The 26,605-nt window shown below is 57.7% G+C and carries 31 protein-coding genes; 18 read left to right on the forward strand and 13 right to left on the reverse strand.

Annotated elements, in window-relative coordinates; all coding sequences use genetic code 11:
* Window positions 1-11: 11 nt before the first annotated feature.
* The 3 genes from AC2FI9_RS13210 to hrpB form a co-directional block, all read right to left on the reverse strand.
* On the reverse strand, window positions 12-1,490 hold the full coding sequence (locus tag AC2FI9_RS13210) for an inorganic phosphate transporter (protein WP_496768210.1): 1,479 nt from the start codon (window positions 1,488-1,490) through the stop codon (window positions 12-14).
* Between the two features lie 92 nt (window positions 1,491-1,582).
* Complete coding sequence (locus tag AC2FI9_RS13215) at window positions 1,583-2,041, reverse strand: NUDIX hydrolase (protein WP_496740516.1); 459 nt, start codon at window positions 2,039-2,041, stop codon at window positions 1,583-1,585.
* A 110-nt stretch (window positions 2,042-2,151) separates the two neighbouring features.
* A complete protein-coding gene (gene hrpB / locus AC2FI9_RS13220) occupies window positions 2,152-4,587 on the reverse strand; it encodes an ATP-dependent helicase HrpB (RefSeq protein ID WP_496768412.1) in 2,436 nt (811 codons plus the stop codon).
* Between the two features lie 225 nt (window positions 4,588-4,812).
* On the opposite strand from hrpB, the gene meaB reads away from it, so the two are divergent.
* From meaB to AC2FI9_RS13250, 6 genes are all read left to right on the forward strand, one after another.
* Window positions 4,813-5,790 carry a methylmalonyl Co-A mutase-associated GTPase MeaB gene (gene meaB / locus AC2FI9_RS13225; protein ID WP_496768414.1) on the forward strand — a complete coding sequence of 326 codons (978 nt, stop codon included), beginning with the start codon at window positions 4,813-4,815 and terminating at the stop codon, window positions 5,788-5,790.
* 146 nt (window positions 5,791-5,936) lie between these two features.
* A complete protein-coding gene (locus tag AC2FI9_RS13230; RefSeq protein WP_496768212.1) occupies window positions 5,937-7,079 on the forward strand; it encodes a Hint domain-containing protein in 1,143 nt (380 codons plus the stop codon).
* A gap of 158 nt (window positions 7,080-7,237) precedes the next feature.
* Window positions 7,238-8,002, forward strand: a complete 765-nt coding sequence (locus AC2FI9_RS13235; RefSeq protein ID WP_496768214.1) for an alpha/beta hydrolase — start codon at window positions 7,238-7,240, stop codon at window positions 8,000-8,002.
* A 139-nt stretch (window positions 8,003-8,141) separates the two neighbouring features.
* Window positions 8,142-8,429: a 50S ribosomal protein L28 gene (rpmB, locus tag AC2FI9_RS13240; RefSeq protein ID WP_058272217.1), complete on the forward strand. Its 288-nt coding sequence runs from the start codon at window positions 8,142-8,144 to the stop codon at window positions 8,427-8,429.
* Window positions 8,430-8,837: 408 nt separating this feature from the next.
* Entirely contained in the window at window positions 8,838-9,188 is a 351-nt protein-coding gene (locus AC2FI9_RS13245) for a hypothetical protein (protein ID WP_496768216.1), read from the forward strand.
* A 45-nt stretch (window positions 9,189-9,233) separates the two neighbouring features.
* Entirely contained in the window at window positions 9,234-9,707 is a 474-nt protein-coding gene (locus AC2FI9_RS13250; protein ID WP_472724685.1) for a copper chaperone PCu(A)C, read from the forward strand.
* A gap of 87 nt (window positions 9,708-9,794) precedes the next feature.
* On the opposite strand, the gene AC2FI9_RS13255 is transcribed toward AC2FI9_RS13250, so the two are convergent.
* A complete protein-coding gene (locus AC2FI9_RS13255; protein ID WP_496736821.1) occupies window positions 9,795-10,403 on the reverse strand; it encodes an HdeD family acid-resistance protein in 609 nt (202 codons plus the stop codon).
* 68 nt (window positions 10,404-10,471) lie between these two features.
* A complete protein-coding gene (locus tag AC2FI9_RS13260) occupies window positions 10,472-11,167 on the reverse strand; it encodes an NAD-dependent deacylase (protein ID WP_496768218.1) in 696 nt (231 codons plus the stop codon).
* Window positions 11,168-11,195: 28 nt separating this feature from the next.
* On the opposite strand from AC2FI9_RS13260, the gene AC2FI9_RS13265 reads away from it, so the two are divergent.
* The gene (locus tag AC2FI9_RS13265) at window positions 11,196-11,639 is read left to right on the forward strand and encodes a low molecular weight protein-tyrosine-phosphatase (protein WP_496768416.1); all 444 of its coding nucleotides are present in this window, start codon (window positions 11,196-11,198) and stop codon (window positions 11,637-11,639) included.
* Here the strand turns inward: AC2FI9_RS13265 and AC2FI9_RS13270 are convergent.
* Window positions 11,636-12,577 carry a LysR family transcriptional regulator gene (locus AC2FI9_RS13270; RefSeq protein ID WP_496768220.1) on the reverse strand — a complete coding sequence of 314 codons (942 nt, stop codon included), beginning with the start codon at window positions 12,575-12,577 and terminating at the stop codon, window positions 11,636-11,638. The two genes, AC2FI9_RS13265 and AC2FI9_RS13270, sit on opposite strands and share 4 nt — an antisense overlap.
* Before the next feature lie 63 nt (window positions 12,578-12,640).
* A complete protein-coding gene (locus tag AC2FI9_RS13275; RefSeq protein ID WP_496768221.1) occupies window positions 12,641-12,949 on the reverse strand; it encodes a hypothetical protein in 309 nt (102 codons plus the stop codon).
* A gap of 175 nt (window positions 12,950-13,124) precedes the next feature.
* Between AC2FI9_RS13275 and AC2FI9_RS13280 the strand changes: the two genes are divergently transcribed.
* Both AC2FI9_RS13280 and lepA read left to right on the forward strand, forming a co-directional pair.
* The gene (locus AC2FI9_RS13280) at window positions 13,125-13,487 is read left to right on the forward strand and encodes an RNA ligase family protein (protein ID WP_496768223.1); all 363 of its coding nucleotides are present in this window, start codon (window positions 13,125-13,127) and stop codon (window positions 13,485-13,487) included.
* Between the two features lie 347 nt (window positions 13,488-13,834).
* The gene (gene lepA / locus AC2FI9_RS13285; protein WP_496768225.1) at window positions 13,835-15,634 is read left to right on the forward strand and encodes a translation elongation factor 4; all 1,800 of its coding nucleotides are present in this window, start codon (window positions 13,835-13,837) and stop codon (window positions 15,632-15,634) included.
* A gap of 100 nt (window positions 15,635-15,734) precedes the next feature.
* On the opposite strand, the gene AC2FI9_RS13290 is transcribed toward lepA, so the two are convergent.
* Entirely contained in the window at window positions 15,735-15,908 is a 174-nt protein-coding gene (locus tag AC2FI9_RS13290) for a hypothetical protein (protein ID WP_480840553.1), read from the reverse strand.
* A gap of 926 nt (window positions 15,909-16,834) precedes the next feature.
* On the opposite strand from AC2FI9_RS13290, the gene AC2FI9_RS13295 reads away from it, so the two are divergent.
* The 3 genes from AC2FI9_RS13295 (at window position 16,835) to AC2FI9_RS13305 (ending at window position 18,155) form a co-directional block, all read left to right on the forward strand.
* Complete coding sequence (locus tag AC2FI9_RS13295; protein ID WP_496726052.1) at window positions 16,835-17,188, forward strand: hypothetical protein; 354 nt, start codon at window positions 16,835-16,837, stop codon at window positions 17,186-17,188.
* Between the two features lie 83 nt (window positions 17,189-17,271).
* Window positions 17,272-17,592, forward strand: coding sequence for a hypothetical protein (locus AC2FI9_RS13300; RefSeq protein ID WP_058272206.1), 321 nt, complete (start codon window positions 17,272-17,274; stop codon window positions 17,590-17,592).
* Between the two features lie 110 nt (window positions 17,593-17,702).
* The gene (locus tag AC2FI9_RS13305; RefSeq protein WP_496707118.1) at window positions 17,703-18,155 is read left to right on the forward strand and encodes a hypothetical protein; all 453 of its coding nucleotides are present in this window, start codon (window positions 17,703-17,705) and stop codon (window positions 18,153-18,155) included.
* A gap of 1,092 nt (window positions 18,156-19,247) precedes the next feature.
* Here AC2FI9_RS13305 and AC2FI9_RS13310 read toward each other — a convergent pair.
* A complete protein-coding gene (locus AC2FI9_RS13310; protein WP_199913560.1) occupies window positions 19,248-19,385 on the reverse strand; it encodes an entericidin A/B family lipoprotein in 138 nt (45 codons plus the stop codon).
* A 214-nt stretch (window positions 19,386-19,599) separates the two neighbouring features.
* Window positions 19,600-19,941, reverse strand: a complete 342-nt coding sequence (locus tag AC2FI9_RS13315; RefSeq protein ID WP_108861784.1) for an ArsR/SmtB family transcription factor — start codon at window positions 19,939-19,941, stop codon at window positions 19,600-19,602.
* A gap of 328 nt (window positions 19,942-20,269) precedes the next feature.
* Between AC2FI9_RS13315 and AC2FI9_RS13320 the strand changes: the two genes are divergently transcribed.
* From AC2FI9_RS13320 to AC2FI9_RS13345, 6 genes are all read left to right on the forward strand, one after another.
* Window positions 20,270-20,902, forward strand: a complete 633-nt coding sequence (locus tag AC2FI9_RS13320; protein ID WP_108861785.1) for an ATP-dependent Clp protease proteolytic subunit — start codon at window positions 20,270-20,272, stop codon at window positions 20,900-20,902.
* Window positions 20,903-21,036: 134 nt separating this feature from the next.
* Entirely contained in the window at window positions 21,037-22,302 is a 1,266-nt protein-coding gene (gene clpX, locus AC2FI9_RS13325; RefSeq protein WP_058272201.1) for an ATP-dependent Clp protease ATP-binding subunit ClpX, read from the forward strand.
* Window positions 22,303-22,365: 63 nt separating this feature from the next.
* On the forward strand, window positions 22,366-22,740 hold the full coding sequence (locus AC2FI9_RS13330) for a RidA family protein (protein WP_496736832.1): 375 nt from the start codon (window positions 22,366-22,368) through the stop codon (window positions 22,738-22,740).
* A gap of 79 nt (window positions 22,741-22,819) precedes the next feature.
* Window positions 22,820-23,203 (forward strand): NADH:ubiquinone oxidoreductase subunit NDUFA12, encoded by a 384-nt coding sequence (locus AC2FI9_RS13335; RefSeq protein WP_058272199.1) that lies wholly within the window; start codon window positions 22,820-22,822, stop codon window positions 23,201-23,203.
* Window positions 23,204-23,216: 13 nt separating this feature from the next.
* Window positions 23,217-23,669 (forward strand): outer membrane lipid asymmetry maintenance protein MlaD, encoded by a 453-nt coding sequence (gene mlaD / locus AC2FI9_RS13340; protein ID WP_496740500.1) that lies wholly within the window; start codon window positions 23,217-23,219, stop codon window positions 23,667-23,669.
* The gene (locus AC2FI9_RS13345; protein ID WP_282169164.1) at window positions 23,666-24,034 is read left to right on the forward strand and encodes a DUF2155 domain-containing protein; all 369 of its coding nucleotides are present in this window, start codon (window positions 23,666-23,668) and stop codon (window positions 24,032-24,034) included. Before mlaD ends, AC2FI9_RS13345 begins: the two co-directional genes overlap by 4 nt.
* Here the strand turns inward: AC2FI9_RS13345 and aat are convergent.
* The 3 genes from aat to accB are packed head-to-tail and all read right to left on the reverse strand — an operon-like array spanning window position 23,989 to window position 26,520.
* Complete coding sequence (gene aat, locus AC2FI9_RS13350) at window positions 23,989-24,621, reverse strand: leucyl/phenylalanyl-tRNA--protein transferase (RefSeq protein ID WP_496768228.1); 633 nt, start codon at window positions 24,619-24,621, stop codon at window positions 23,989-23,991. The genes AC2FI9_RS13345 and aat overlap by 46 nt on opposite strands.
* Before the next feature lie 48 nt (window positions 24,622-24,669).
* Entirely contained in the window at window positions 24,670-26,019 is a 1,350-nt protein-coding gene (accC, locus tag AC2FI9_RS13355) for an acetyl-CoA carboxylase biotin carboxylase subunit (protein WP_058277013.1), read from the reverse strand.
* A 9-nt stretch (window positions 26,020-26,028) separates the two neighbouring features.
* Entirely contained in the window at window positions 26,029-26,520 is a 492-nt protein-coding gene (accB, locus tag AC2FI9_RS13360) for an acetyl-CoA carboxylase biotin carboxyl carrier protein (protein ID WP_058272194.1), read from the reverse strand.
* Window positions 26,521-26,605 lie beyond the last annotated feature (85 nt).

Consider the following 26,605-nt stretch of genomic DNA (forward strand, 5'->3'; position numbering starts at 1 on the left):
TCCGACCGCGTTCAGGTGAACGCAGTCAGGATCCAGAAGATCACCGCCGACATTGTCGCCGCCGCCGGGACCGTGATTACCCATGCGGCCACAATGGTCATGAAATGCGACCGCCGAACCAGTTTGCGCCGCCGCTGCTCTTCGCGAGCAATGCGCTGCTCGGGCGGACGGCGATCATTGCTTTTCTTGCGCCGGCGATCCTGATTCCATTCCCGGTAAAACCCAACGCCGAACACTGCGCCGACTGCAATGTGGGTCGAACTGACCGGTAGCCCAAGCCAACTTGCGACAATCACCGTGATGGCTGCCGACAAGGCGACGCAGAATGCGCGCATCGGATTTAGCTTAGTGATCTGGCTGCCCACCATCCGGATCAGTTTGGGGCCAAACAGGAACAGGCCAAACGAAATGCCAAAGGCTCCGATCACCATCACCCATGTCGGGATCGTGACTTTTGAGGCGAAATCACCGAACTCGGCGGCATGCACGATTGCCGCCAGTGGGCCAACTGCATTGGCAACGTCATTGGCGCCATGGGCGAAGCTCAGGAACCCGGCCGAGATCACCAGAGGCAATCCAAACAGTGTTTTCAGCGATTTGGTTCGGTTCTCAAGTCCTTCGGATTTGCGCCGAACCCATGGCACAGTCACGGCCCAGGCAAGAAAGCCTGAGGTCAGACCAATCAAAAGCGCAATTTCCAGATCGATTTTCACGATCCGCTTCAAGCCTTTCACCGACAAATAGGTGGCAAATGCACCAGCCATCACGGCCACAAGAATGGGTACCCAGCGGCGGGCCGCGGCGATCTTGTCGTCCTGATATTGAATTTTGGCCTTGATCAGCGCCAGAAATCCCGCAGCAATCGCGCCGCCCAAAACCGGAGAGATCACCCAGCTAGCTGCAATCGCGCTCATTGTGCCCCAGCTAACCGCGCTGAGACCCGCTGCAGCAATGCCAGCGCCCATCACACCGCCCACGACCGAGTGTGTGGTGGAAACAGGCGCGCCGACCCATGTGGCCAGATTGACCCACAGCGCTGATGAGATCAGCGCCGCCATCATCGCCCAGATAAAGACATTACTGTTCTGGACCGAAGCTGGGTCGATAATGCCCTTGGAGATGGTCGAGACGACGTCGCCGCCCGCCAGCAGAGCCCCCGCGCTTTCCGCGACGGCCGCGATGGCGATTGCCCCGCCCATGGTCAGTGCGTTCGCGCCAACCGCAGGGCCCATGTTGTTCGCAACGTCGTTGGCACCGATGTTGATTGCCATATAGGCCCCAAAACCGGCGGCCGCGATGACGATCAGCCCGCCATCGGCCCGACCGAACAGAATTGCCGCGATAAGCCCCGCCATGACAATGAATGCCAGCGCTATACCTGGTGCAAGAAGCGGTCGTGCCACGTGCACGTTTGCATGCTCAAGGCGCGAAATTCGGTGCAGATCGCTGTCCAGAGCCTGCCAGCGGTTTTTTTCGTTCGTGTTCGACATCGGTTTTCTGTGGGTGATACGGTTTAACCGGCGCGGTTAACGGTTGCCCGGTCACGTTGCAACCGGCCTCACAGAAGTTTGTTGCGAAAGCGTTACATTTGACGCAGCATTTCGCGCAGTTCTGGCTCTTGCACCAGCTCTGCGGCCTCATGCGGCGAAAACCAGCACCGTTCACGCTCGCTGACTTCGGGGAATTCCTCGGCCAGATCTTTGACATCTATGCGATACACATTGGTGCGTACGGGCTGGGCTGTGCCGTCATCCAGGATCTTGTCATAGGTGAAATGTCCGACGGCCTTGCGGCCAAGGTGTTTCACTTTCACCCCGGCTTCTTCCCATGCTTCTTCTTTGGCAGTCTCGGCCCCGTCCATGCCGTCAATCGGCCATCCCTTTGGGATGACCCAACGGCCTGTGCCACGGCTGGTGATCAACAGGACTTGCTTGTCGTCGCCGGTCCCGCGTACGCACAAGGCTGCAAACTGGACCCTGTGAGGGCGCTGGAAGAAGGGTTTGCCAACTTCTTCCCAGATATTGTTCAGCCAAGATGCCATCGATTAAGTGCCAGTACTTTTCTTAGGTTCAAGGAAAAGTGACATAACAACTATAAACCGAGGCTTCAATGCATCTATTGAACGAACGCATTTTCTGAAGCAAACGAACGTCAGGTCCGCCGCTTGGCCCGCAAGGTTGGATCGGCCTGGGTCGGATCCTCGGGCCAGGGGTGTTTTGGATATTGCGCCCGCATGTCCTTGCGCACATCCGCGTAAGATCCGGCCCAAAATCCGGGCAGATCGCGCGTGATCTGGATTGGTCGCCGCGCAGGGGACAGCAGAGTGATCTTGAGCGACTCGCCCCCGATAACCGGATGCCGGGTGACACCGAACAGTTCCTGCAGGCGGACCGAAATCTCGGGCACCGCTCCGCCATAATCAATCGGCACCTTGCGGCCCAGCGGTGTTTCAAACGATCCCGGCGCGCGACGGTCCAATTCCTGCGTTTGGGCCCAATCCAGCCGGGCACGCAGGGCAGGCAGCAGGTCAAACTTTTTCCAGTCGTCTGCACTGCGCTGACCTGACAATATGGGCAGCAGCCAGTCGTCCAGCGTTTCCATTAACCCATCCATTGAAAAGTCCGGCAGGTCGATCCCTTCGGCGCGCACCAATTCCACCCGCGCGGCCAATCGCGCAGAGGCGCCTTCCAGTCGTAACCCCAGATCACGCACTCCGTCCAGCATGGCGCGGGCGATGGCCTCGTCCGGCGCGTCCTTCCAGATACGGTCATCCAGAGTGATCGCGCCAAGGCGTTCCTGCGTGCGCGCAATGACCCGGCGTTCGCGTTTCGACCACGCGCAGCTGTCTACCCATTCGATCTGATCCGCGAACAGGTCCCGGATTTCACGCTCTGAGATTTGTGCGGCCATGCGCACCTTGGCCTCGCGCGGGTTTCCGTCCGTATCTGTCACCACAAGATAGGGCGCGGCCGCCAATGTGTCACCGTTGTCCAGCACGACGCCCTTGCCGCCGGACAGAACGTAACGTGGCACATCGCCTTTGCGACGTTGTCCAATTCGGTCGGGATAGGCCAAGGCGGCCATCGCGGCAGGGCTCAGGTCTGTCTCGTTGCTTCGTGTTTTCAGCCGCTTGCTCTCGGCTCTGATCCGTTCCAGCGCGCCCATGTTGATCTGCCACACCCGGTTGCGTTGAAAGGCGCGGGTATCGCGCAATGCCTCGAGTCGCAGCAGCAGATCTACCGGGGCACCTTTCAGTGGATCGCGTTCTGCCATCAGCGCTGCCAGCGGAGCGGCGCTTGTCCCGGCCGTCACCAGCATATGCCCCAGCCGAGGATGCAGGGGCAGGGCAGCCAAGGCCCGTCCGTGGTCGGTGATCCGCCCTTTGACATCCAACGCACCCAGCATGTTCAGCAATGTGCGGGCCTCGGCCATCGTTCCTTCGGGTGGTGGTGTCAAAAAGGCCAGGTCATCCGGTTCGGCCCCCCAAAGTGCCAGTTCCAGCGCAAGGCCCGTCAGGTCGGCGGCTTCGATTTCGGCAGGGGGGTAGGCGGCCAGCGCGCCTTCTTCCCCCTTGGACCACAGCCGGTAACACACGCCCTCGGCCACGCGCCCTGCACGACCTGCGCGTTGGGTTGCTTCGGCCCGCGTCACCCGTTCCATGACCAGACGCGACATGCCAGAACCCGGATCGAACCGCGCCCGGCGCGCCTGGCCCATGTCCACGACCACACGAATGTCGGGAATGGTCAGCGAGGTCTCGGCGATTGAGGTCGCAAGAACCACCTTTCGCCCAGTTTCTGCCGGGGCAATCGCCGCACGTTGGGCGGCAAAGGGCATTGCGCCGAACAGAGGTTTAATTGCGCAATCGCCAGGCAATCGTTTGGATAATGCGGCTTCGGCTCTGCGAATTTCGCCCTCGCCGGGCAGAAACACGAGCATGCCGCCCTCGGTTTCATGCTCGGCCTGGACGACCAGATCAATCAGAGCATCCAACCGTCTTGCCTGCGCGCCCAATGGCCGGTCCAGCCAACGGGATTCAACCGAGTAACTGCGTCCTTCGGATGTCACCACCGGCGCGTCCATCAGTTGGCCGACGGGTTCGGCGTCCAGGGTTGCGGACATCGCCAGCAGGATCAGGTCGTCGCGTAGTGCGCCCGTAACCTCAAGGCACAGGGCAAGTCCCAGGTCCGCGTTCAAAGATCGTTCGTGGAACTCGTCAAAAATCACCGCGCCGACGCCTGGCAGATCCGGTTCAGATTGCAGCATTCGGGTCAGAATGCCTTCGGTCACCACTTCGATGCGGGTTGTCTTTGAGGTTTTCGCATCGCCGCGCACGCGGTAACCGACGGTTTCACCCGCACGTTGCCCCAAAGTTTCCGCCATCCGCTCTGCCGCGGCCCGCGCAGCAAGCCTGCGGGGTTCGAGCATAATGATCTTGCCATTGCACAACCCGGCCTCAAGCATCGCCAGAGGTACCCGCGTTGTCTTGCCCGCGCCCGGAGGGGCTTGCAAAACGGCCCGGCCATTGGCCTTCAGGGCGTTAAGCAATTCGGGGATGGCGTCATCGATGGGCAGGCGTGTTGTCATTGGCGCTTTATCAGCCAACCACGGCGCAACGTCCAGTTCCGCTGTTTCCCAATGACGATGATCGCGCCGCTGCGGCATAGAGCCAGCGGCGGTCCGGTCAAAGAGGATCAACAGCAACACATAGGTGCAAAATGCAGGTTTTAGGCAGGTTTCCTGCGCGGTCCGGTCTGGACAAACCACCCGTTGGGGCGGCAAGTAGTCGTGCCGCAAAAGATCGGGGTCGGAATGGATATGGACAGCCTAGGTGATAAGATTTTGAACGGAGACCGGCGTGCGCTGGCCCGGGCAATCACTCTGGTCGAAAGTGGTCGCGCGGATCATCGGGCACAGGCGTCTGAATTGCTGGCGCATGTGGCCAAAGCCGGGCGGCAATCCCTGCGCGTTGGGTTGTCCGGTACTCCGGGGGTGGGCAAATCCACCTTTATCGAAAGCTTTGGCATGATGCTGATCGAGCAGGGCCTCCGCGTTGCGGTCCTGGCTGTCGACCCCAGTTCGACCCGTTCAGGTGGTTCTATTCTGGGTGACAAAACCCGGATGGAGCGGTTGAGTCGTGAGAAGAACGCCTTTATCCGTCCGTCCCCCAGCCAATCCCATTTGGGCGGCGTGGCCCGCCGCACCCGCGAGGCGATTGCCCTGTGCGAGGCGGCAGGGTTCGACGTGGTGCTGATTGAAACTGTAGGAGTCGGGCAGTCCGAGACCGTCGTTTCCGAAATGTCGGATCTGTTCCTTCTGTTGCTTGCGCCTGCGGGCGGGGATGAGTTGCAGGGGGTTAAACGCGGAATCATGGAAATGGCCGACATGATCCTTGTGAACAAGGCGGATGGAGATCTGAAAGCCACGGCCACCCGCACCTGTGCTGACTACGCGGGGGCTTTGCGCCTGCTGCGAAAACGCCCGCAGGACCCCGAGGGTTTTCCCAAGGCGATGACTGTTTCCGCGGTCGAGGAACATGGGCTTGACCAAGCCTGGGACGAAATGACCACTCTGTCAGGCTGGCGGCGTGAAAACGGCCATTGGGATGGCAACCGCGCGGCGCAGGCGCGGTTCTGGTTCGATCAAGAAGTGCGATACGCGCTGCTATCTCGGTTGGATACGCCGACCGCCCGCGCAGAAATGGATCGCCTTGGATCCGATGTTGGCGCAGGCAATCTTAGCCCGACGGCGGCTGCGGAACGAATGCTTAGTATCCTAGCAACACACTAGACGCCTTTTAGCGTCAGAGGTGGAGGGTGCGCCAAAATCATGTATTATGGGCAAAGATACAATTTTTGATTGTGCTGCTTCGAGGGGAAGTCGATAGTCTCGATGGTGCGCAAGTCAACAAATGAACGCGTCGGAGATAGCCGTGCATGCCCAATATCCGTGGGACAAATGGTGACGACGATATCGAAGTCACCGGCGACGAAGGTACGCTGAACGGTACGCCCCAGGGCACGCCCATTGATGATATTCGCGCCCGTGGCGGTGACGATGAGATCACGATTGTAAGCAGTACTATTTCCGGGAGTGTACGCGGCAACGCCGGAAACGATGAAATCACCGTGTTCAACGCCCAGATCGATGGGCAGATCAATGCGGGTCGCGATGCGGATACCGTCACGGTTTTTGACGTAGGCGTCGGCAATATCCGTTTGGGGCAGGGCAATGACACCCTGAACTTTATCCGAACCCAAGTCACCGGGGATGTTCAGGGCGGCGGCGGGCAGGACGCGCTGAACCTTCCGGTGGGCACAGTTGTAACCGACGCAAATTTCGGAACGTTCACCGTTGTTGTCGGGCAATCCTATTCGCTTTCCAGCGGCAGCTTCGAATTGCCCTCAGGGATCGTGGTCAACTATAGCGGGTTTGAATCCGGCACAGGGTTTTTGTGCTTTACCCGCGATACAGTAATTCAGGCACAACGTGGTCCGGTCCTTATTCAGGATCTCCGACAGGGGGATATGATCCCAACGCGGGGCAACGGGATGCAACCGATCCGCTGGATCGGGCGCCGTAAATTTGACTCGGTGGCATTGGCGGGCGACCCGAAACGTCGCCCCGTCCGCATATTGGCAGGCGCCTTGGGCAATGGGTTGCCCAAACGGGATCTGTTGGTATCACGGCAGCACAGAATGCTGGTGCAGTCGAAAATCGCAGAACGAATGTTTGGCGAGCCCGAAGTTCTGATTCCGGCGATAAAACTGACCGCGCTGCCAGGGATATTCGTTGATGCTACGGTGGACAGCGTCGAATATTACCACCTGCTTTTTGACCGTCACGAGGTTATCTTTGCCGAAAACGCCCCAAGCGAAAGCCTGTTTACCGGGCCTGAGGCGCTCATGACCCTTAGCCTGGAAGCCCGACGTGAAATATTCGATATCTTTCCGGAATTGGCGGATGTGAACCACAATCCCAACCCGGCCCGGTACATCCCTAAAGGCCCCCAACAAGCGCGCCTCGTGGCTCGGCACCTAAAGAATGAAAAACCACTGCTGCAGGGCTATAACGTATAGGGGAACGCCCCTCGGATGTTTAAATCCCCAAAAAAGCAGTTATGTAGAACCCGCCCTGAATACGTGATTGAATGAAATAGCCCGATCAGGCAGGCGATACTGGTCAAAAAAAGCGCAGTTGAAGAATGTAGCAATGTCGGATTTTTGATGGAAGTCGAATGCGTGCCACGCTTTTCAATCCAGGTCAGCCTCGCTTGTATTTCACCTTTCGCCACCGGGTGTCTGATCCGGGGCGGTTTCCGGAACCGCGGCCAGCGGCAACCTTCATACAGGCGGGATATGCGCATTTGCATGTGCAGGCTCGGCTGAATGATTGGTATGTAAACTCTGAAACACCTGAACTTGAGGCCTGCCTGTCGCGGCTGACCCAGGGAATGGAACACGTCGCGGCGATGGGCTTTTTAATGCGTGGTTACGCCGGTCTCCGCTTGGCGCGAGAGCTAAACTTGAAATATCTTCTTGCTGTTTCACCGCAGTTCTCAATTTCTGAACATCACGTGCCATTTGACCCGCGTTTCAAAAAGTGGGCGACAGACTTCGATCCTGATCTTGGGGCGCTGCCGAGTCGCTCTTATCCTGTGCGCGGCCTCATTCTGATTGATCCGTTCAACCGTGCCGATTTATTGAATGCCCGCATGGTCCAAGACGCCTTTCCCACAATGAATATCGTAAGGCTTTGCTTCACTGGTCATCCTGCGACAAAAGTTATAAGGCAAACCGGTGGATATGGCAGGCTACAGAAAATGCTGCTTCGTCAGCGGTTGTCACCGGAAAGAATGGTCCGTGTGCATCGTGCTGCGCGACTAAAAAGCCCCCGGTACTGGGCGCGTCTGGCGGCCGCAGCGGCAAAAACAGGTCGTCCTGAATTGGAAAATCACGCCCTGAAACGGCTGGGAGAATTAAATGAAAACTTGGTGCTGTGAATCCTTGGCATATGGCTTGACCCCGTCTGTGATTCCCACTACATGCATCCAACCAGTTTTCGGGCGCGACTTCGGGTTGTGCCCCTTGTGATTTGGCCGAGGGTGTAATGCCTGGCCTCCAGAAACAAAGGAAGAAACCATGTCGCGCCGTTGCGAACTGACCGGAAAAGGCCCGATGACTGGCAACAATGTCAGCCATGCCAAAAACAGAACTCGTCGTCGTTTTCTGCCCAACCTGAACGACGTTACGCTGCAGTCGGAAACGCTGGGCCGTGGCGTCAAGCTGCGCATCTCGGCGGCTGCCCTGCGTTCGGTGGACCACCGTGGTGGTCTGGACGCGTTCCTGGCGAAAGCCAAGGACGATGAGCTGTCCAACAACGCATTGAAAGTGAAAAAGGAAATCGCCAAGGCGCAAGCTTCGGCCTAAGACCTTTTTCCTGCGAGAATTCAGGCCCTGTACCTTTTGGTGCAGGGTTTTTTCGTCTTGCGCAGAGTGCTGTTCTCAATTTGGAATAAAATTTCCGCGTTGGGTGAAATTGTTCACATACCGTTTGCTCTACCCGTATTATGTTTAGGCATATTCATCTGGCGGAGTTCAACCTCATGTCGTTCAAATCATTACCTTCTTTCTCCCTACTGGCCGACTTTTTCGGCAAAACGTTTGGGGCATGTCTGCGGATGCAGCGTCGGGTGAATCGGCTGCATACGAGCCTGACAAAAGGGTCCGTCAAGCGCCCGGAACCGGATCGCTGACATTGTCCTCCCGGCCCTGGGCTTCAAGCGTGTCTGATTGCGCTTGAAGCCCGTTTTGTCTCTGGCCTATATCGGGGACAGGATGAAACCCGTTCTGAACAAAGTTCTGCCGTTTGTGCTGTCGCTGCTGGTCGTTTTGACCGGGCAGGGCGTTGCTGCATCGCGCGGTGTGGACCGGGCGGTGGGGCATATGGTGCTGTGTACCGGATCTGGTCCGGTCGTGGTCTATATGGATGCCGAAGGGCAGCCGACAAAGGCCCCGCACTTCTGTCCGGATTATGCGTTGAACCTGTTGGGCGCGGTGAGCATTGACGAACCGTCCCTGCCAGTTGCCCCGGACACCGATCGACCCATGCCATCGCGTATCGCGGAGAATCTGATCGCTCTGCCTATACCGTTTCAGCCAGCCCGGGCACCTCCTGCAAGTGTTTGATTCATTAACAATTCTTATCAAACACCAAACTACAGGAGAGGCGCTATGTCCCTCACATCCAGACTGCTGACCACCCTTGCCGCCGCAACTATTGCTACGGCTGCTTTTGCGCAGGACACGATCACCGTCGATGACGCTTATGCCCGATCATCGGGTAAAACGGCCAAAGCTGGCGCGGCCTTCATGATGATCCAGAACACCGGCGCGACCGATGACCGTTTGATCGGCGTGGAATCCGACGCTGCGGCTCGGGTCGAGCTGCACACCCATATTGTCGACGAAAATGGCGTTGCCAAAATGACCCATGTCGAAGAGGGCATTGCCATCCCGGCGGGTGAAACGCACATGCTGAAGCGCGGTGGCGACCACGTGATGTTCATGGGCCTGACAGCCCCGTTTGAGCAGGATGCAATGGTTCCCGTTACGCTGATCTTCGAGACAGCAGGCGAAGTCGAGATCGAAATTCCGGTGGATTTGGAGCGTAAGGACACCGGCGGTCACGGTTCGCATTCGAACTAGAGCTGCGCCTGAATTCGGGCCGCGCTGCGACCGTCATCTATGCGTCAGGCCGGGATATTCCCGGCCTGTTGTCGTTGTGGAAAAGGCTCAGCGGTTGACCACCCGCATCGCCACGCGGTCATGGGCGCGTTTGAAGCGCATGGCCAGCCAGAGCATTACTGCGGCAAAGGCCAGCGCCGAGAAAGCAATCGCCCAGCCGAGCGCCACCATGCCGCTGCCCGGCCAGAACAACAAAACAAGGCCGATCAACAGCGCGACAATGCCGGAGTTGCGCATGGTGGATGCGTCCGGATGTGCATCGGGCAATTGCCGCCACGCCATCAGCGAGCCTATCCCGACAATCAAAGCCCAGGCTCCCAGCAGGAAGAACGCGAGGCGCGCGACGCCTTCCGGCCAGATCAGCAGGATCAGTCCGATCAGAAGCGCCCCGATGCCGAAACCGCCAATCAGGCCACGTCGACCAAACCCCAGCAGCGTCAGGCCACCATCGAGGACCAGCAGCAGGCCCACCAGACGGATCAGCAAAGAGATGCTGCCCGTCGGCCAGAATAGCGCTGCGATCCCGAGCGCACCGGCCAGGAGTCCGCGCAGCAAGAATGTCCACCACAGGTCCGTTAGCTGATCACCAAGGGCGCCACGCGTGTCGAGGCTGTCATCATCAAGGATTTCACCTTGTTGGTTTTTTGGGTCTGTCATGGGGACCTCTCGGGTTGTTAGGGCACTAGTATAGCAAGGAAATTCGCCTCTTGTCTGCGGGTTTCGCCCTATTGCGATTTTAGGATCTGATCGACCCAGCGCGGAATGGTTTCTGTTGCGGGGCCCAGTATGACATCGTCGAAACTGGATGCGCCGGTCGACGGCTCGAGGTTCAGTTCGACAGTTCTTGCCCCGGACATCATGGCCTCGTGCACGAAGGCCGCGGCGGGATAGACCTGACCCGAAGTGCCAATGGCGGCGAAGATACTTGCGCCTGCCAGATGATCATAGATGGCGTCCATGTGATAAGGCATCTCACCAAACCACACCACATCCGGGCGCGCGGTGGGGGCTGCGCAGGCAGGGCAGGGCTCGCCCACGGCCATCTCGAGCGGTGCCGCCCAGCGGTGGCCACAGGCCGCGCAAAGCGCCCCGGCCAGCGTTCCGTGCATGTGGATCACGCCTTGCGCGCCACCGGCCTCGTGCAGGCTGTCGACGTTTTGTGTGACGATCACAACCTCGCCGGGCCAGTCCCGCTGTAGTCGGGCAAGTGCATCGTGGGCCGCGTTAGGTTGCGCTTCGGCGGCCTGTACGCGGCGGGCATTATAAAACCCGTGCACCAGCGCGGGATCACGCGCGAACCCCTCGGGCGTGGCGACGTCCTCAATTCGATGCTGCGCCCACAGGCCGCCCTCGTCACGAAACGTACCCAACCCGCTTTCCGCGGAAATACCGGCCCCTGTCAGAATGACGATCTTTTCCATCTTGGCCGTTCGCGTTACACCGTTGTTCATGACCCACCGTATCTTGTTCGTCTGTCTGGGCAATATCTGCCGTTCTCCCGCCGCCGAAGGTGTCTTTCGCACCCGCGCGCCGCATCATACTACCGATAGTGCGGGGACGTCGGGCTGGCACATCGGTGACCCTCCTTATGGGCCGATGCAAAAGGCAGCTCAGTCGCGCGGCATTAAACTGGATGATTTACGGGCGCGGCAATTCACGGCCAGGGATTTCGACAGGTTCGATCTGATCATAGGGATGGATGCCGACAACATCGCGAACATCGAGGCACTGCGGCCAGCCGGGAACGAAACCCCAGTGCGTCTGTTGACGGATTTTGCGCCACATATCGGCACAGACCACGTCCCGGACCCATACTATACACGTGACTTCGATGGAGCATTGGATCTAATCGAGGCAGCGGTCGAAGGTCTCGACGCGCATCTGCGCAGCTAGCTCATCAGCTTTAGGCGAGTGTTCAACCACGGCAATTGTGCAAGGGCAGGGTCAACAATCTGGCTTCCCATTAGGCGGCGCATCATGCCTGCGACCTCTTGCGGAACCTGACCCGACCAGTCGGTGCGAGTGAACAAGGAAATCGTCCGCGAAACGTCTCCGATCGGGGCGGGGTGCGCCTCAAGACCGTCATGGAATCTCGCCGCCCGCATATAGCCCAGCGGCGTCGTAATCGCCCAGCCGAGGCCGCGCGCGACCATCGCCATCAGCGCCAGATGAGAACCGATTTCGAACCGTTCTTCAAATTCCAGCTGCTGGCGCGCCAGATGGGCCTCAATCTGGCGGCTGATCAACTGCTCGCGGGCATAGCGCAGGAAGGGCAGATCCTGCATGGCGTTTTCGGCCCCTTTGGGCGTCACCAGAATGAAGGGATCGCGAACCAATGGGTATTCGACCACGCCTTCCAGCACCTCGCCGCTATGGGCTGACACCACAAGCTGCAGGCGCTGCGCCTCAAGTTCTTCGAACAGGTCGAGGCTAGGCAGTGTGATCAGTTTGAACTTTGACCGCGTCAGACTTTCGGCCAACAGAGTGGCCAGTCGCGGGGTCAGGTCATTGTCGAAATCGTCAATCAGGCCGATGGACAGGGTTGCAAGGTGACCCAAATCCATCACGGTCAGCTCGCTTTGGGCGATTTGCAACTCGGCCAGAACCGCCTGCGCGCGGGCCAGAAAGCTGCGCCCGGCCTGGGTCAGGCGCATCGGGCGCCGTGTGTGATCCACCAGATCGGTGCCCACTGCGTTTTCCAGATTGCGCAATTGCTGGGACACCGACGGCTGGCTGAGCCCCGTGATTTCGGCAGCCTGCGCCACCGATCCCGTCCGCGCCAGCGCCTCGAATACTTCGAGGCCGCGCAGGGTCAGCCCTTTCATAACCATCAGATATCCCTTTCGCTGCGCCTTTCTGGGGCGCAGTTCAGGTCAGGTCAAGGATTGATCAGCCTAGTTGCAGATCGCCTGCGCCATCTGACCGAAGTTCCGATACCGGTCCCACAGCGCATCGTCGCGCTGGGTCTTCGACATCTTGAGCTCTTGCGCCTGATGCGGGTCGCGGAACCACTTGGCAACGGTCTTCTGATCGCTGCGGGTCAGCGCCTGATTGGCCACCCGCTGAATGCAATTGCAGCGATCTCGCGTCGCCGCTGAGCGATCCGACGCCAAACAGGCGCGTTTGATCTGTGCTGCGTCCACTACCGGAGCCACCGCTGTCAGCGACGTGGCACAGAATGCGATTAAGAGGAACTTTTTCATGCTCATGCCTCATGTTTGCCTGCCCGGAGGGGTCTTATGCCCCTCTCGGTCTTCGCAGGAGTATGAATCAAACGGGGAAAGGGATCAATCAAACGTTGAGAAAAAGTGATTGCACGGTTTGCGAATGTCGCGTTGTCTAACCCGACTTTGCTTAGAAACCCCTCATGAGACCACTATGCTTAAGAAATACGGACGCACATTTCACTTGCCGCAATCTCCTGGCGCCACGAGTGATGACAAAATCATGTCTAGCGTTGCCGTGTTAGAGATGGCTGACGAAGTGGTGTTCACTGAAAAGATGGACGGTGAGAATACCACGATCCATAGCCTAGGCTGTCACCCCCGCAGCCTCGACGCGAGATATCATCCGTCGCGAGATTGGATGAAGGCATTTGCAGCCGGTATAGCGCCTCTACTTGCCGAGGGTGAACGAATTGTGGGCGAGTATTTGTTCGCGCGTCATTCCATCACTTATTCAGAGCTGCCGACATATTTTCTGGGATTTGCTTGGATCAAGGCTGAGGAAGTTCAACCTTGAGACGCGACGCTTTCGCGCTTTGTCGAACTTGGGGTCACAGCGGTTCCTGAACTTTATCGCGGGCGGTTTTCGGCACAGATCGCAAAGGATGTAATTGCGGGTCTCGATCTCGAAAAACAAGAGGGGTTTGTCGTTCGCACCACTGGGGCCTTCAAGGAAGAAGACATGCCCATACACCTTGCTAAATACGTACGTGAGGGCCATGTGCAAAGCGAGACGCATTGGATGAATGCAGCGCTGGTCAAAAACGGTTTGGTCTGACTGGGCCGAGAGCTTGGGAACAAAGGGTTTCCCCGCATGTCGTCCCACCTTGACCACAGCCCAATTCCGACGCATATCCCCAACCCATGACAGACCTCGCTCATATCCGCAATTTCTCCATCGTCGCGCATATCGACCATGGCAAATCCACCCTTGCTGACCGGCTCATCCAAGAGACCGGAACGGTCAAGGATCGTGACATGAAGGAACAGCTGCTCGACAGCATGGATATCGAGCGCGAGCGCGGCATCACCATCAAGGCCAACACCGTCCGCATCGACTATACCGCCGACAATGGCGAGCAATACGTGCTAAACCTGATCGACACACCCGGCCACGTGGACTTTGCCTATGAGGTCTCGCGGTCCATGCGCGCGGTCGAAGGATCGCTGCTGGTTGTGGACTCGACCCAAGGGGTCGAGGCGCAGACGTTGGCGAATGTGTACCAAGCCATCGATGCAGATCATGAGATCGTGCCGGTACTCAACAAGATCGACCTGCCTGCGTCCGACTGTGACCGCGTGGCCGAACAGATCGAGGATGTGATCGGCATCGACGCGTCCGAGGCGATTCAGGTTTCGGCCAAGACCGGGCAGGGCATCCACGAAACGCTGGAATCTATCGTCACCCACTTGCCTGCACCGCAGGGCAATCTGGACGCGCCGCTCAAGGCCATGCTGGTCGACAGTTGGTATGACGCCTATCTCGGCGTCATCGTTCTGGTCCGCATTATGGACGGCACGCTGAAAAAGGGCATGCGGGTCAAGTTCATGTCGAACAACACCCTGCACCATGTGGACCGCGTTGGCGTGTTCCGCCCTGAGATGGAGATGGTCGACAGCCTCGGCCCCGGTGAGATCGGCTTTCTCACCGCATCAATCAAACAGGTCCGCGACACTCGCGTTGGCGACACCATCACGAATGACCGCAACGGGACCGAAGAGGCTCTGACAGGCTTCAAACCCGCGCAGCCGGTGGTCTTCTGTGGCCTCTTCCCCGTCGACAGTTCCGAATTCGAAGACCTGCGCGATGCGATCGACAAACTGGCACTGAATGACGCCAGCTTCAGCTTTGAAATGGAAACCTCGGCGGCACTTGGCTTTGGCTTCCGCTGCGGCTTCCTTGGCCTGCTACACCTTGAGGTCATCCGCGACCGCATCGAACGCGAATATGATATCGAACTCATCACTACCGCGCCGTCGGTGATCTATCACGTCTACATGAAAGACGGCGAGATGATCGAGCTGCACAACCCCGCCGACATGCCCGACCCGTCCAAGGTCGACCATATCGAGGAGCCGCGCATCAAGGCGACCATCTTGGTTCCCGATGAATTCCTCGGCGACGTGCTGAAACTCTGCCAGGACCGTCGCGGCATCCAGATGGACCTGACCTATGCGGGCAGCCGCGCCATGGTCGTCTATGACCTGCCGCTGAACGAGGTCGTCTTTGACTTTTACGACCGCCTGAAATCGGTGACCAAAGGCTATGCCTCGTTCGATTATCAGATGACCGGCTATACCGAGGACAATCTGGTCAAGATGTCGGTGCTGGTGAATGACGAGCCGGTTGATGCGTTGTCAACCATGGTTCACCGCGACCGGGCTGAGATGCGGGGCCGTGCGATGTGCGAAAAGCTCAAAGACCTGATCCCGCGCCACATGTTCAAAATCCCGATCCAGGCCGCCATCGGAGGTAAGGTCATCGCGCGCGAGACCCTCTCGGCCCTGCGCAAGGACGTGACCGCCAAATGCTACGGCGGCGACGCCACGCGGAAACGCAAACTGCTGGACAAGCAGAAAGCGGGTAAGAAGAAGATGCGTCAGTTCGGGAAGGTCGATATCCCGCAGGAGGCGTTTATTAGCGCCTTAAAAATGGACAGCTAAAAGCTGGCCATTTTTACGGCGGGTGGGCGAAAGCGGTTGGCGTAGCCAACCGCGTGCCCACACCTTGAGGTAGGGAGAGCGACCTTGGCCGCTCACCCCATTACTTTTCCTTCCGAACGCCTTTGAAGGGCTTCTTGCTGGAAGTCTTGACGTCCATGAAGCGTCCGGTTTCGGTGTCACGCTTCACATAGTGACCGGATGGCGTTTTAGTTTGCGAACGGCCTTTGACCATTCCGTTGCGACGTCCATCACCTGATGGTGGGTTAGTAGCCATATTATCCTCGTTATCGAGTGTGACAGTATGGTACGCAATAAGCACAACCATCCGACAGGAAGTACCGTTGCCGCGCAGCCGCCACCGCGCTTTGGCAAGTCGAATGCCACCCAAGCGGTATGCGATTTGCTAGAAGCGGGGGGTGAGTGCATGTTCCATCATCAACATGCACTTCGTGATAGCCATCAGGCTGTGGGTTTTGGTTAACGTAATAGTTTGGCATAACGCTGCCTCGTTCAAAGTTTCAACGAGGGGCGCCTTGACTGTTTTTTGTGAATCCGTCAGGATTCACGCGTTGCAAACTGACCGCGGCAACCCCCCAAGGTTGGTGCGGTACTACAACGAAGCGCCGTCTTGGTCTGACCACCTTGGCGGCGCGATTCGTTTGTAGCTCATACCTCAGCATGGCTCGACCAAATACAATATGCAAGAGAACAAACGCAGAAACATCACCATTGGCGGTATAATCGCCCTAGATGTGCCGTTTGGAACATGTTGTGCCCCAATATAGGGGGGTTGTCAACAGATTCCTCCACAGGAAACTCCCAATTTTTCTGTATGTCGAAAAAATATGATGTTCTGCCACTATATGTAGAATCGATGGCCGGGCTAGTTGAGGAAGTATAGAGTTGACGCCGTTTCACATTTCACTTTGATCAACCCTCCCGCCCGGCGGCACCGCCGGACCGCGCCGACCCGCCCCCGTCAAACCGAAGGTTTGCCCCCGGCAAAACGGGCGGCGCGTTTGCGCCCCGGGGCTCCGCCCGTTCGGTCCTGAAACGGTCCACTGGACCGTTTCCGAGACGGGCCTCACCCCCTCGGGCCAGCGCTGCCCTCAGTCCAGCCCAGCCCCCAAATTTCTGATATCCCGCAAAAAGTGATACACTCCCTTCATTCCAAACAAGTTTTTCAAAGGGGGAAGAGTTATGGACCCACAGCTGCGTTCTCAGATTTCGATGAGCCGTCTCGACCACTATTACGACATCATGCGCACCTCGATCTTTGCCTATGTCGCTATCGCCGCGATCATCGGGTTTGGGCCCGTAGGGCTTGCTCTGCCGTTGATTGTGTTGGTGATTGCGGTGACAGCCTATGGCGTTCTAGCGGGCAAGACCGCGTTGGAAGACGTTGAAAACCTTCGGGACGACATGACCGAGGAGTTTGCGCAGACCAGTTTCGCCCGCGGGCTAAAGGCGCGGAATTTGAAAGGGTTGGTCCTGACGTCGAATGCACTGCTCTGCCTGATCGGACTGGCTGAACTCATCGCGATTGTGTTCTAGCCGAGGGTTGTGACCCACCTCACAGCCTCAACCTTCCCCACCTGCTACACTTGACCCAACGGCAACCTCGGCAGGAGGCGCAGATGTCCACATCCATGATCCCCCTTATCGCCCTCGGGTCGGCGGGTCTCTATTCCGTGGCCATGATCGCGATGAAGTTCTGGTGGAAACTCCCCGGTGTGGGTCTCGGCCTGCTGATCGTCGCGACCCTGCTGGCAGGGGCGACGCTGGAACTCGCCGCGCTGCGCGAGGAACGGCTGGGCATCATCTATACCGGCATTCTGGGGGCCGAGGTTGTTCTGATCGCCATCGCCTCATTCTTTCTGTTCGGCGAAAACTTTTCGTATCGCGAGGCGGCAGGCATCGGTCTGGTGATCCTCGGTACCGCGCTGGCCTGGGCATAAGGCAAACATTACCGGTTTGTGAAGTTTCCCTTAGGTAAGTTGCAACCTGCGCACTCCCTTCCAATCTGTACAACAGGCCAGCAACGGCCCTGAACTTTGGAGGAGAGCCCATGACCAGATATATGACTGCCGGAGCAGCCGCTCTGGCGACAAGCCTCAGCCTTGCCACGGCTTCGATGGCCGAAACCACACCTGATCTGCGCGGTGCCTGGACGGGCACTTATACCAAGGTCTCCCCGTCTCGGGTGGCCACCGGAGATGCGCCGCGCTTTCATCAGGGAGAGTGGGTGCTGGATATCCAGCAGCAGCAGGACAATCTGTTCTGGGGGCCCAGCATGTGGCGACCGGATGCTGGCACAGATTGGCGCGTGTTTGACGCCACCGGCACCATCAGTCTGGATGGGTCGGGCACCATCGGCATCGTCGAAAGCTCGGCCGATCCGCAGGTGGGTGTGAATGCGCTGGTGGATGCGCGCTATCAGGACGGCAAGATTTACGCGGATTTCCGTAGCCTGCGTCGCGGGACAACGTACAGCGTTGTGCTCGAACGTCAGGTGAACTGAAGCGTTTCCGGCCCGGCCGGCCGTAGGGGGTACTGGCTGCACCGTGTTGCAGCGCGTAGTAGGTAATCTCGGTCGGGTCGGAACGTTTCTCAAATACGGATACAGCGTCTCCTCAGGGGGGACGGGTCGGGCGGCATCTTGGTTGCAAGCGACAGGGTCCTGAACACACGGTGCCGGATTGCGGCGTTCCCCGGCATATGTGGTTTAGGGTCTCGCGAACCTTCAGCGCGGCTTAGCTTGTGGTCTGAGAGCCGTCCGGCCCCAGTTTCTCTGAACATCTCTGGCCAGGCAATGGTAAGCGCGGATCCGTCTGATTCGATGCTCTGAGGCTGTGAATACCCGCAATCGGCAACGAAATGGCCTTTGCGGGTGCAGAAAGTCAGGAAAATCGAGTCATTTCGTCGAATTCAGCGTTTTCCATTGCCAAGACCGCACGGCGTTTCGATTTCCGGAGTTATCCACAATTTTCTCCCGGCGGATATCAACACTTTATCCCCGTCTAATTCTCATGCTGCAGTGCTATTTTCTTGTCGGAACATGACCCGGATGTAACAGTTCTATTACCGCAACGGTTCTTAGGAACCAGGGTGGGACGCAAAGACCAAAGGGGGTCGAGGCAATAAGGGCAAGTCTTAGGATTAGCTTTTATATGCAGAGGCTTACCGGTGGATGGTCAGTTGAATTGGGTGTCAGACCCGGGTCAGATGATCAGACTCTCAGAAGGTCGATGCGTGCTGCAAAGCATCTTAGGATGCCGAGCAGCGGCCGTGGCCTGTAACAGGGTCTGGGCAACTGGATCGTGGCGTCCCTCGGATGCATCGACCCGGCAAGGCGTCAGGAGTATCCGCAAGGGTACATGCATGGACCGCGTCTGCGCACCTGACGCCTTTTCTTTTTCTCTGGTTTTTCCAGGCTGCCACTCTGCCCCTGCAAAACGGGAACGGGGTTCTTGTGGATGCACAAGAACCCCGAAGTGTCAGATATGCAATGCCGCGTCTATGCACCTGTGCCAAGGAGTGTAACTTGGTTGGCTGTAATCTTCAACCATATCTTGTATGTAGAAGTTGTGCTTTCACAATATCCTGAACCGCGTCAGATATTTTGCTGAACGTCAGTTGCCGCGCCTTGAATGGCATCACCTGCTTTTTCGATATCTTTGCCAGCACCTTTGGCAGTCTCGCACGCGGCGAGAGAAAACAGTGCCAACCCTACCAGAATTGCTCGGATCATCAGTACCTCCATTTGATGTTCTAAGCATGGCCTAGCAGTTTTTATTTGCTGGAACCAGTATTTTACCGCGCTGACACGGGGCATAGAAACACGAAGCTGCAGACCAAATTGACCGCATGGATTGCGAAGGCAGGGTGTGGCCGCACCAACGTTAGAATGTTCGGGTCGGAAAGACTGGAACAACGCGTCTGGTGCGGTGGAAAGATAAACGAAATCAGTCCTTTTGGTCGCCGCAGAACAGCTCGTACACCACTTCAAGCATACGGCGCGGTCTGTCGTCAGCAAGTCGGTAGTAAATAGCCTTGCCTTCGCGTCGCGGAATCACAAGGCCTTCCAGACGAAGGCGGGACAGCTGCTGCGAGACAGCCGCCTGCCGCGCGGAAAGAAGATCCTCAAGCTCGGTCACGGATTTTTCGCCAGAGACCAGATGGCACAAGATCATCAATCGGCCTTCGTGACTGATCGCCTTGAGGAAATTCGATGCGCGGGTCGCATTTCCCGCCATCCGATCGAAATCGTCAGACGTCATATTCTGTGAAATCTGAGGCAATGCCATTGGTGTTTTCCTTTTGAGCCCTGGTGTCGGGGAACTTTTGTGAGTGTTTCGCTAAAGCGGTTCGCATTGCTACACGTTCTGCGCATGAATTTCCATATGCATGGATCAAAATGACGTGATGCGAAAAGGGGAACTTACAAACAAGCGCGTCAAACCAGGCCTTGACCGCTGCTGTTTCTGTGCGTTCGACATCAGACTATCCCCCTATTGTGGGCGGTTGGAGCGCGATCTGTTGTGCCCCCCTTGCAGCCCCCCCGTGGCGACACTAAGACTCGGGTAACGTTTCTTCGGGTAATGTCCCGATCCATAGCAAAACAGGCAGGTTCTCATGTTCGATCCCGTTGACACCTATATGAATACGCTCGTTCCCATGGTCGTCGAGCAGACCAGCCGGGGTGAACGCGCGTATGATATTTTCTCGCGCCTTCTGAAAGAGCGGATCATTTTCATCAACGGCCCGATCCACGACGGGATGAGCCACCTGATCGTCGCGCAATTGCTGCATCTTGAGGCGGAAAATCCGAACAAAGAAATCTCGATCTACATCAACTCTCCCGGTGGCGTCGTCACCAGCGGTTTGTCGATTTACGATACAATGCAGTATATCAAGCCGAAATGTTCCACATTGGTGATCGGTCAGGCGGCCTCGATGGGGTCGGTTTTGCTGGCCGGGGGCGAGAAGGGAATGCGTTTCTCGCTGCCCAACAGCCGGATCATGGTGCACCAGCCCAGTGGCGGCTATCAGGGCCAGGCCAGCGACATCATGATTCACGCGGCCGAGACGCAAAAACTGAAGGATCGCCTTTATGACATATACGTGCGTCATACCGGCCAGACCAAAAAGGCGGTTGAAAAAGCGCTGGATCGTGACAACTTCATGAGCCCGGAAGAGGCGAAAGACTGGGGTCACATCGACGAAATCGTCGAAAATCGCGCCAAAATGGATGGTGACGAGGCCTAAGAATATCTCCCCACGTCTTGGGCGTGGGGACCATTTTTGAGATTGTAGCCGCCCCGGTGGTGGCCTAAGCTGCACCAACATGTGGCATGCGCGGTTCCACACAGACCGCAGGGACGAAGCCCGAAAGGTAGAACATGGCGACGAATTCAGGCGGTGACGGCAAAAACACGCTCTACTGCAGCTTCTGCGGCAAGAGCCAGCATGAGGTGCGCAAGCTGATTGCCGGCCCCACCGTCTTCATCTGTGATGAATGCGTCGAGCTGTGTATGGACATCATCCGCGAAGAGACGAAGGCCAGCGGCCTGAAATCCAGCGATGGCGTTCCAACACCCAAAGACATTTGTGAGGTGCTGGACGATTACGTAATCGGTCAGGCCACCGCTAAACGGGTTCTGTCGGTGGCGGTGCACAACCACTACAAGCGTCTGAACCACGCGCAAAAGGCAGGCAGCGATATTGAGCTGGCCAAGTCCAACATTCTGCTGATCGGTCCGACCGGCTGCGGTAAGACGCTGCTGGCGCAGACGCTGGCGCGCATTCTGGATGTGCCGTTCACCATGGCAGACGCAACCACACTGACCGAAGCCGGGTATGTGGGTGAGGATGTTGAAAACATCATCCTCAAGCTGCTGCAGTCCAGCGAATACAATGTCGAACGCGCGCAGCGCGGCATCGTCTATATCGACGAGGTCGACAAGATCACCCGCAAATCCGAAAACCCGTCCATCACGCGTGACGTGTCGGGCGAGGGTGTACAGCAGGCGCTGCTGAAGCTGATGGAAGGCACCGTGGCCAGTGTACCGCCGCAGGGCGGGCGCAAACATCCGCAGCAGGAATTCCTGCAAGTGGATACCACGAACATCCTTTTCATCTGCGGTGGTGCTTTTGCAGGTCTGGATAAGATCATCGCGCAACGCGGCAAAGGCTCGGCCATGGGCTTTGGTGCCGACGTGCGGGACAATGATGAACGTGGCGTGGGTGAGATTTTCAAGGATCTCGAGCCCGAGGATTTGCTGCGGTTCGGCCTGATTCCGGAATTCGTTGGTCGTCTGCCGGTTCTGGCAACGCTGGAGGATCTGGACGAAGATGCACTGGTCACAATCCTGACCAAACCCAAGAACGCTCTGGTCAAGCAGTACCAGCGCCTGTTCGAATTAGAAGACGCCGAGCTGGCCTTTACTGATGATGCGCTGAAGTCGATCGCCAAGAAGGCCATCGAACGCAAAACCGGCGCGCGCGGGCTGCGCTCGATCCTCGAGGATATCCTTCTGGACACCATGTTCGAACTTCCGGGCATGAAGAACGTAACCGAAGTGGTGGTGAACGAAGAAGCGGTGTCGTCTGACAAGCAACCACTGATCATCTATGCGGATGCCGCGGAATCAGCTTCGGCAGGGTAAGGCACAACAAGAATTACCAAGACGGCGCGGGATTGACCGCGCCGTTTTCTTTTGGAGGGAAGCATGAAAATCAGGCGCATTTCATCTGGCGGAGAATTCGAGGCCAAAATCGGCTATTGTCGCGCTGTTGTTGCAAATGGTTTCGTCTTTGTCGCCGGGACTTGCGCCCAAGGTGACAACGTGCCGGAGGACATTGTAGGGCAGTGCAAGTCGTCCTTGGAGGCGATTGGAAAAGCGCTGGCCGAGGCTGGAGTCGGTTTTGCGGACGTAGTTCGGGTCAATTACTATTTGCCGGACATGAATGAGTTCGAACTTTGCTGGCCGTTGTTGGTAGAAGCTTTTGGTGACAACCCACCGGCAGCGACGGTGATCGAATGCAATCTCATAACACCCGAGGACCGCATCGAAATCGAAGTGACCGCGGCTCTGCCGCAATAGAGGGTGCGGTTTTTGTGACACTGGACCTTAGCCCGCCTTTGGTCCATATCTGCGGGTACAGAAATGCCGGAGGCAGCTGATGGGAATCCTAAACAGTCTTTTGCGGGCCGTGACCTGGTGGAACGGATCCACATTGAACACGCAGATTTACACATCGCGTAAGGGTATCAAGGTCGGTGAAGACGACGAAGGCAACGTGTTCTATCACAATGCCGACGACAGCAGACGCTGGGTTATTTTCAATGGTGAGGCCGAGGCAAGCCGAGTTGACCCCGATTGGCATGGCTGGCTGCACCGCACCTGGGATGAGCCGCCGACGGACAAACCGCTGAAACACAAATCCTGGGAAAAACCGCATCAGGAAAATCTGACAGGCTCTGCTTTGGCTTATGCACCAGCAGGTTCTTTGCGCCGCCCGGACCCGGTCGAGCGTAAGGACTACGAGGCCTGGAGCCCGGAATAACACGAGGCGAGCAATGTCGAGTTATAATGCAACCGAAGTTCTGGTCGGTGGGGTCGTCTTAGCCTGTGCCGTCGCATTTGGCGTTTACGCCAGCCAATCCACCGGCCTGTCGCAAAGCAGTGGCGGCTATGAACTGGGCGCCTCTTTCCGTTCCTTGGAAGGGGTAGGCGTCGGCACTGACGTACGCCTTGCTGGTGTCAAGATCGGCACTGTAACCGGTGTAGACCTGAATCCCGAAACCTATCGCGCCGATACCACCTTCTCGATCTCTGACGGAATTCTGGTGCCGGACGACAGCGCGATTGTCATCTCATCCGAAGGGCTGCTGGGCGGCAACTTTGTCGAGATTATGCCGGGTGGTTCGCCTTTCTACTTTGAAGCGGGCGATCAAGTCGAAGATACGCAAGGTGCCGTCAGTCTGATTTCCCTGCTGGTCAAGTTTGTCGCCGGGGACGGAAGCGAATGAAGCGATTTGCCCTGATTGCAGCGTTGCTGGTCGCGACGGGGCCCACGGCCCAGCAAAAAGCCCAATCCGGTCCTGGCGCAATGCTGCGTGGTCTGGACAAGGTCAGCGGTCAGACCGTCGATGTTGAAATGCGGAATGGTCAGACACTGCCGGTTTTTGGGTTGGATGTGGCCTTGGGCGATTGTCGCTATCCAGCGGACAACCCGACCGGTGATGCGTTTGCCTATCTGACGATCTGGGAAAAAGGCAGGACAGATCAATTGTTTGACGGTTGGATGATTGCCACGTCGCCCGCATTGAACGCGCTGGACCATGCGCGTTATGACGTCTGGGTGATGCGCTGTATCACTGCATCGGGCGACTGAGGCACTGCTGCCACGAAATCTGCACTGGCATTGATCGCCTCTTCAAGCGTGTTCCGATATTGCGTGCGCGGAATCTCGATCGCTCCCAGAGACGCCAGATGAGCGGTCAGAAACTGGGTGTCAAACAAGCGAAACCCGGTTTGGCGCAAGCGATCCACGAGATAGGCCAGCGCTATTTTCGAGGCATCCTTTCGGCGGGAAAACATGCTTTCGCCGAAAAACGCCGCACCCAGTGTAACGCCGTAAACGCCGCCGACCAGTGCGTCCTCATCCCAAACCTCCAGCGAATGGGCCCGGCCCGCGAGGTGGAGTTGCTGATAAAGGTGGCGCAATTCTGCATTGATCCATGTGTCTGCCCGATCAGCGCAGCTATCTACCACTCCGGCAAAATCGCGGTTGATGCTGATGGAAAAGTCGGACTTTCGAATGCGGCGTGCGAGGCTGCGCGAGATATGAAAGCCATCCAACGGAAAAACGCCACGAAACTTGGGATCGACCCAGAACAGTCCCGGGTCATCGCGGTGCTCGGCCATCGGGAAAATTCCAATGGAATAGCCGTGTAGCAAAAGTTCAGGGGTCAGGCTCATGCGCAATACCCGGGGACCAGAGCGCAAGTGCCCTCTGGTCCTGTGGTTTTATTGGGCCATATTCGCCGCAAGCCAGTGTTCCAGCCAGTGAATGTTGTAATCACCGTTGTGGATTTCCGGCTCTTGCAGCAACGCATGGAACAGCGGCACGGTTGTATCGATACCGTCCACGATCAGTTCGCCCAATGCGCGATCTAGCCGTGCCAGCGCCTCGGCCCGGTCGCGGCCATGTACGATCAACTTGGCAATCAGCGAGTCGTAATATGGTGGAATCGAATACCCATCATACAGCGCCGAATCCATCCGCACACCCAGACCGCCGGGGGCATGAAAGGCCGAGATCCTGCCCGGGCAGGGTGAGAAGTTCGGCAGCTTTTCTGCATTGATCCGGACCTCAATGGCGTGGCCGTTGATCACAAGATCGTCCTGACCAAACGACATCGGTTCGCCAGCTGCGACGAGAATTTGTTCGCGCACCAGATCGACGCCAAAGATGCCCTCGGTCACCGGGTGTTCTACCTGCAGGCGGGTGTTCATCTCGATGAAGTAGAACTCACCGTTCTCATACAAGAACTCGATGGTTCCGGCGCCAATATAATTGATCTTGGCCACGGCGTCCGCGCAGACTTTACCGATCTTGGCGCGCTCTTCCGGGGTGATGCTGGGGCCGGGTGCCTCTTCAAACACCTTCTGGTGGCGGCGCTGCAGCGAGCAGTCGCGTTCGCCCAGATGCACAGCCTTGCCCTTGCCGTCACCAAAGACCTGGATCTCGATATGGCGGGGCGTGGTCAGGTATTTCTCGATATAGACCTCGTCATTGCCAAAGGCGGCTTTGCCCTCGGCACGTGCGGTCATAAATGCGCTTTCCATCTCATCCGCGCTCATCGCGACTTTCATACCGCGACCGCCACCGCCAGCGGTGGCTTTGATGATGACGGGGTAACCAAATTCCTCACCGATTTTCTTGGCCGTCTCCAGATCGGGCACGCCGCCGTCCGAACCCGGAACACAAGGCACACCCAGCGCCTTCATCGTGTCCTTGGCGGTGATCTTGTCGCCCATGACGCGGATGTGTTCGGCGGTGGGGCCGATAAAGGTGATGCCGTGATCTTCGACGATCTGCACGAATTCGGCATTCTCGGACAGGAAACCATAGCCAGGGTGGATCGCCTGTGCGCCAGTGATTTCACACGCCGAGATGATCGCAGGCACCGACAAGTAGCTTTGCGGGCTGGGCGGAGGGCCGATGCAGACCGATTCGTCCGCCATGCGCACATGCATCGCGTCGCTATCGGCGGTGGAGTGGACGGCGACCGTCTTAATCCCCATCTCGCGGGCAGCGCGGATGACCCGCAGGGCGATCTCGCCTCGGTTGGCAATCAGGATCTTGTCGAACATGGGACCGCCTTACTCAACGATGACCAGAGGGGTGCCGAATTCCACCGCATCACCGTCACCGACCAGAATGCGTTTGATGGTTCCGGATTTGGGCGCGTGAATGTGGTTCATGGTTTTCATCGCTTCGACAATCAGCAGTGTGTCGCCTTCGGACACCGATGCGCCGACGCTGATGAAGGAAGGTGCGCCCGGTTCGGGCTGCATATAAACGGTTCCTACCATGGGCGAGGTGACAGCGCCCGGGTGGCTGGCCGGATCTTCCTGTGCCGCCGGAGCTTCGACAGGTGCAGCGGCTGCTGCTACGGGTGCTGGTGCCGCTGCCGGTACGGCCATCTGAACAGGGGCGGGCGCGACCTGCGACATACGGCTGACGCGGACATTCAAACTGTCGTCATCACCATATTCGCGCATGACTTCCAGTTCGGTCAGGTCATTTTCGCGTAGCAGTTCGGCCAGTGCCTTGATGAATGCCACGTCCGCTTCGTGTTTGGTATCTGTCATGAGTGTCCTCGACGGTTCCCCTTTGGCCCGTCTGTTCTCGCGGGCTTTGGTCTGATTACGCAGCGTTATAAGCTATGCGCACGGT

It is taken from the genome of Ruegeria sp. CDSA246 (genome assembly GCF_059611225.1).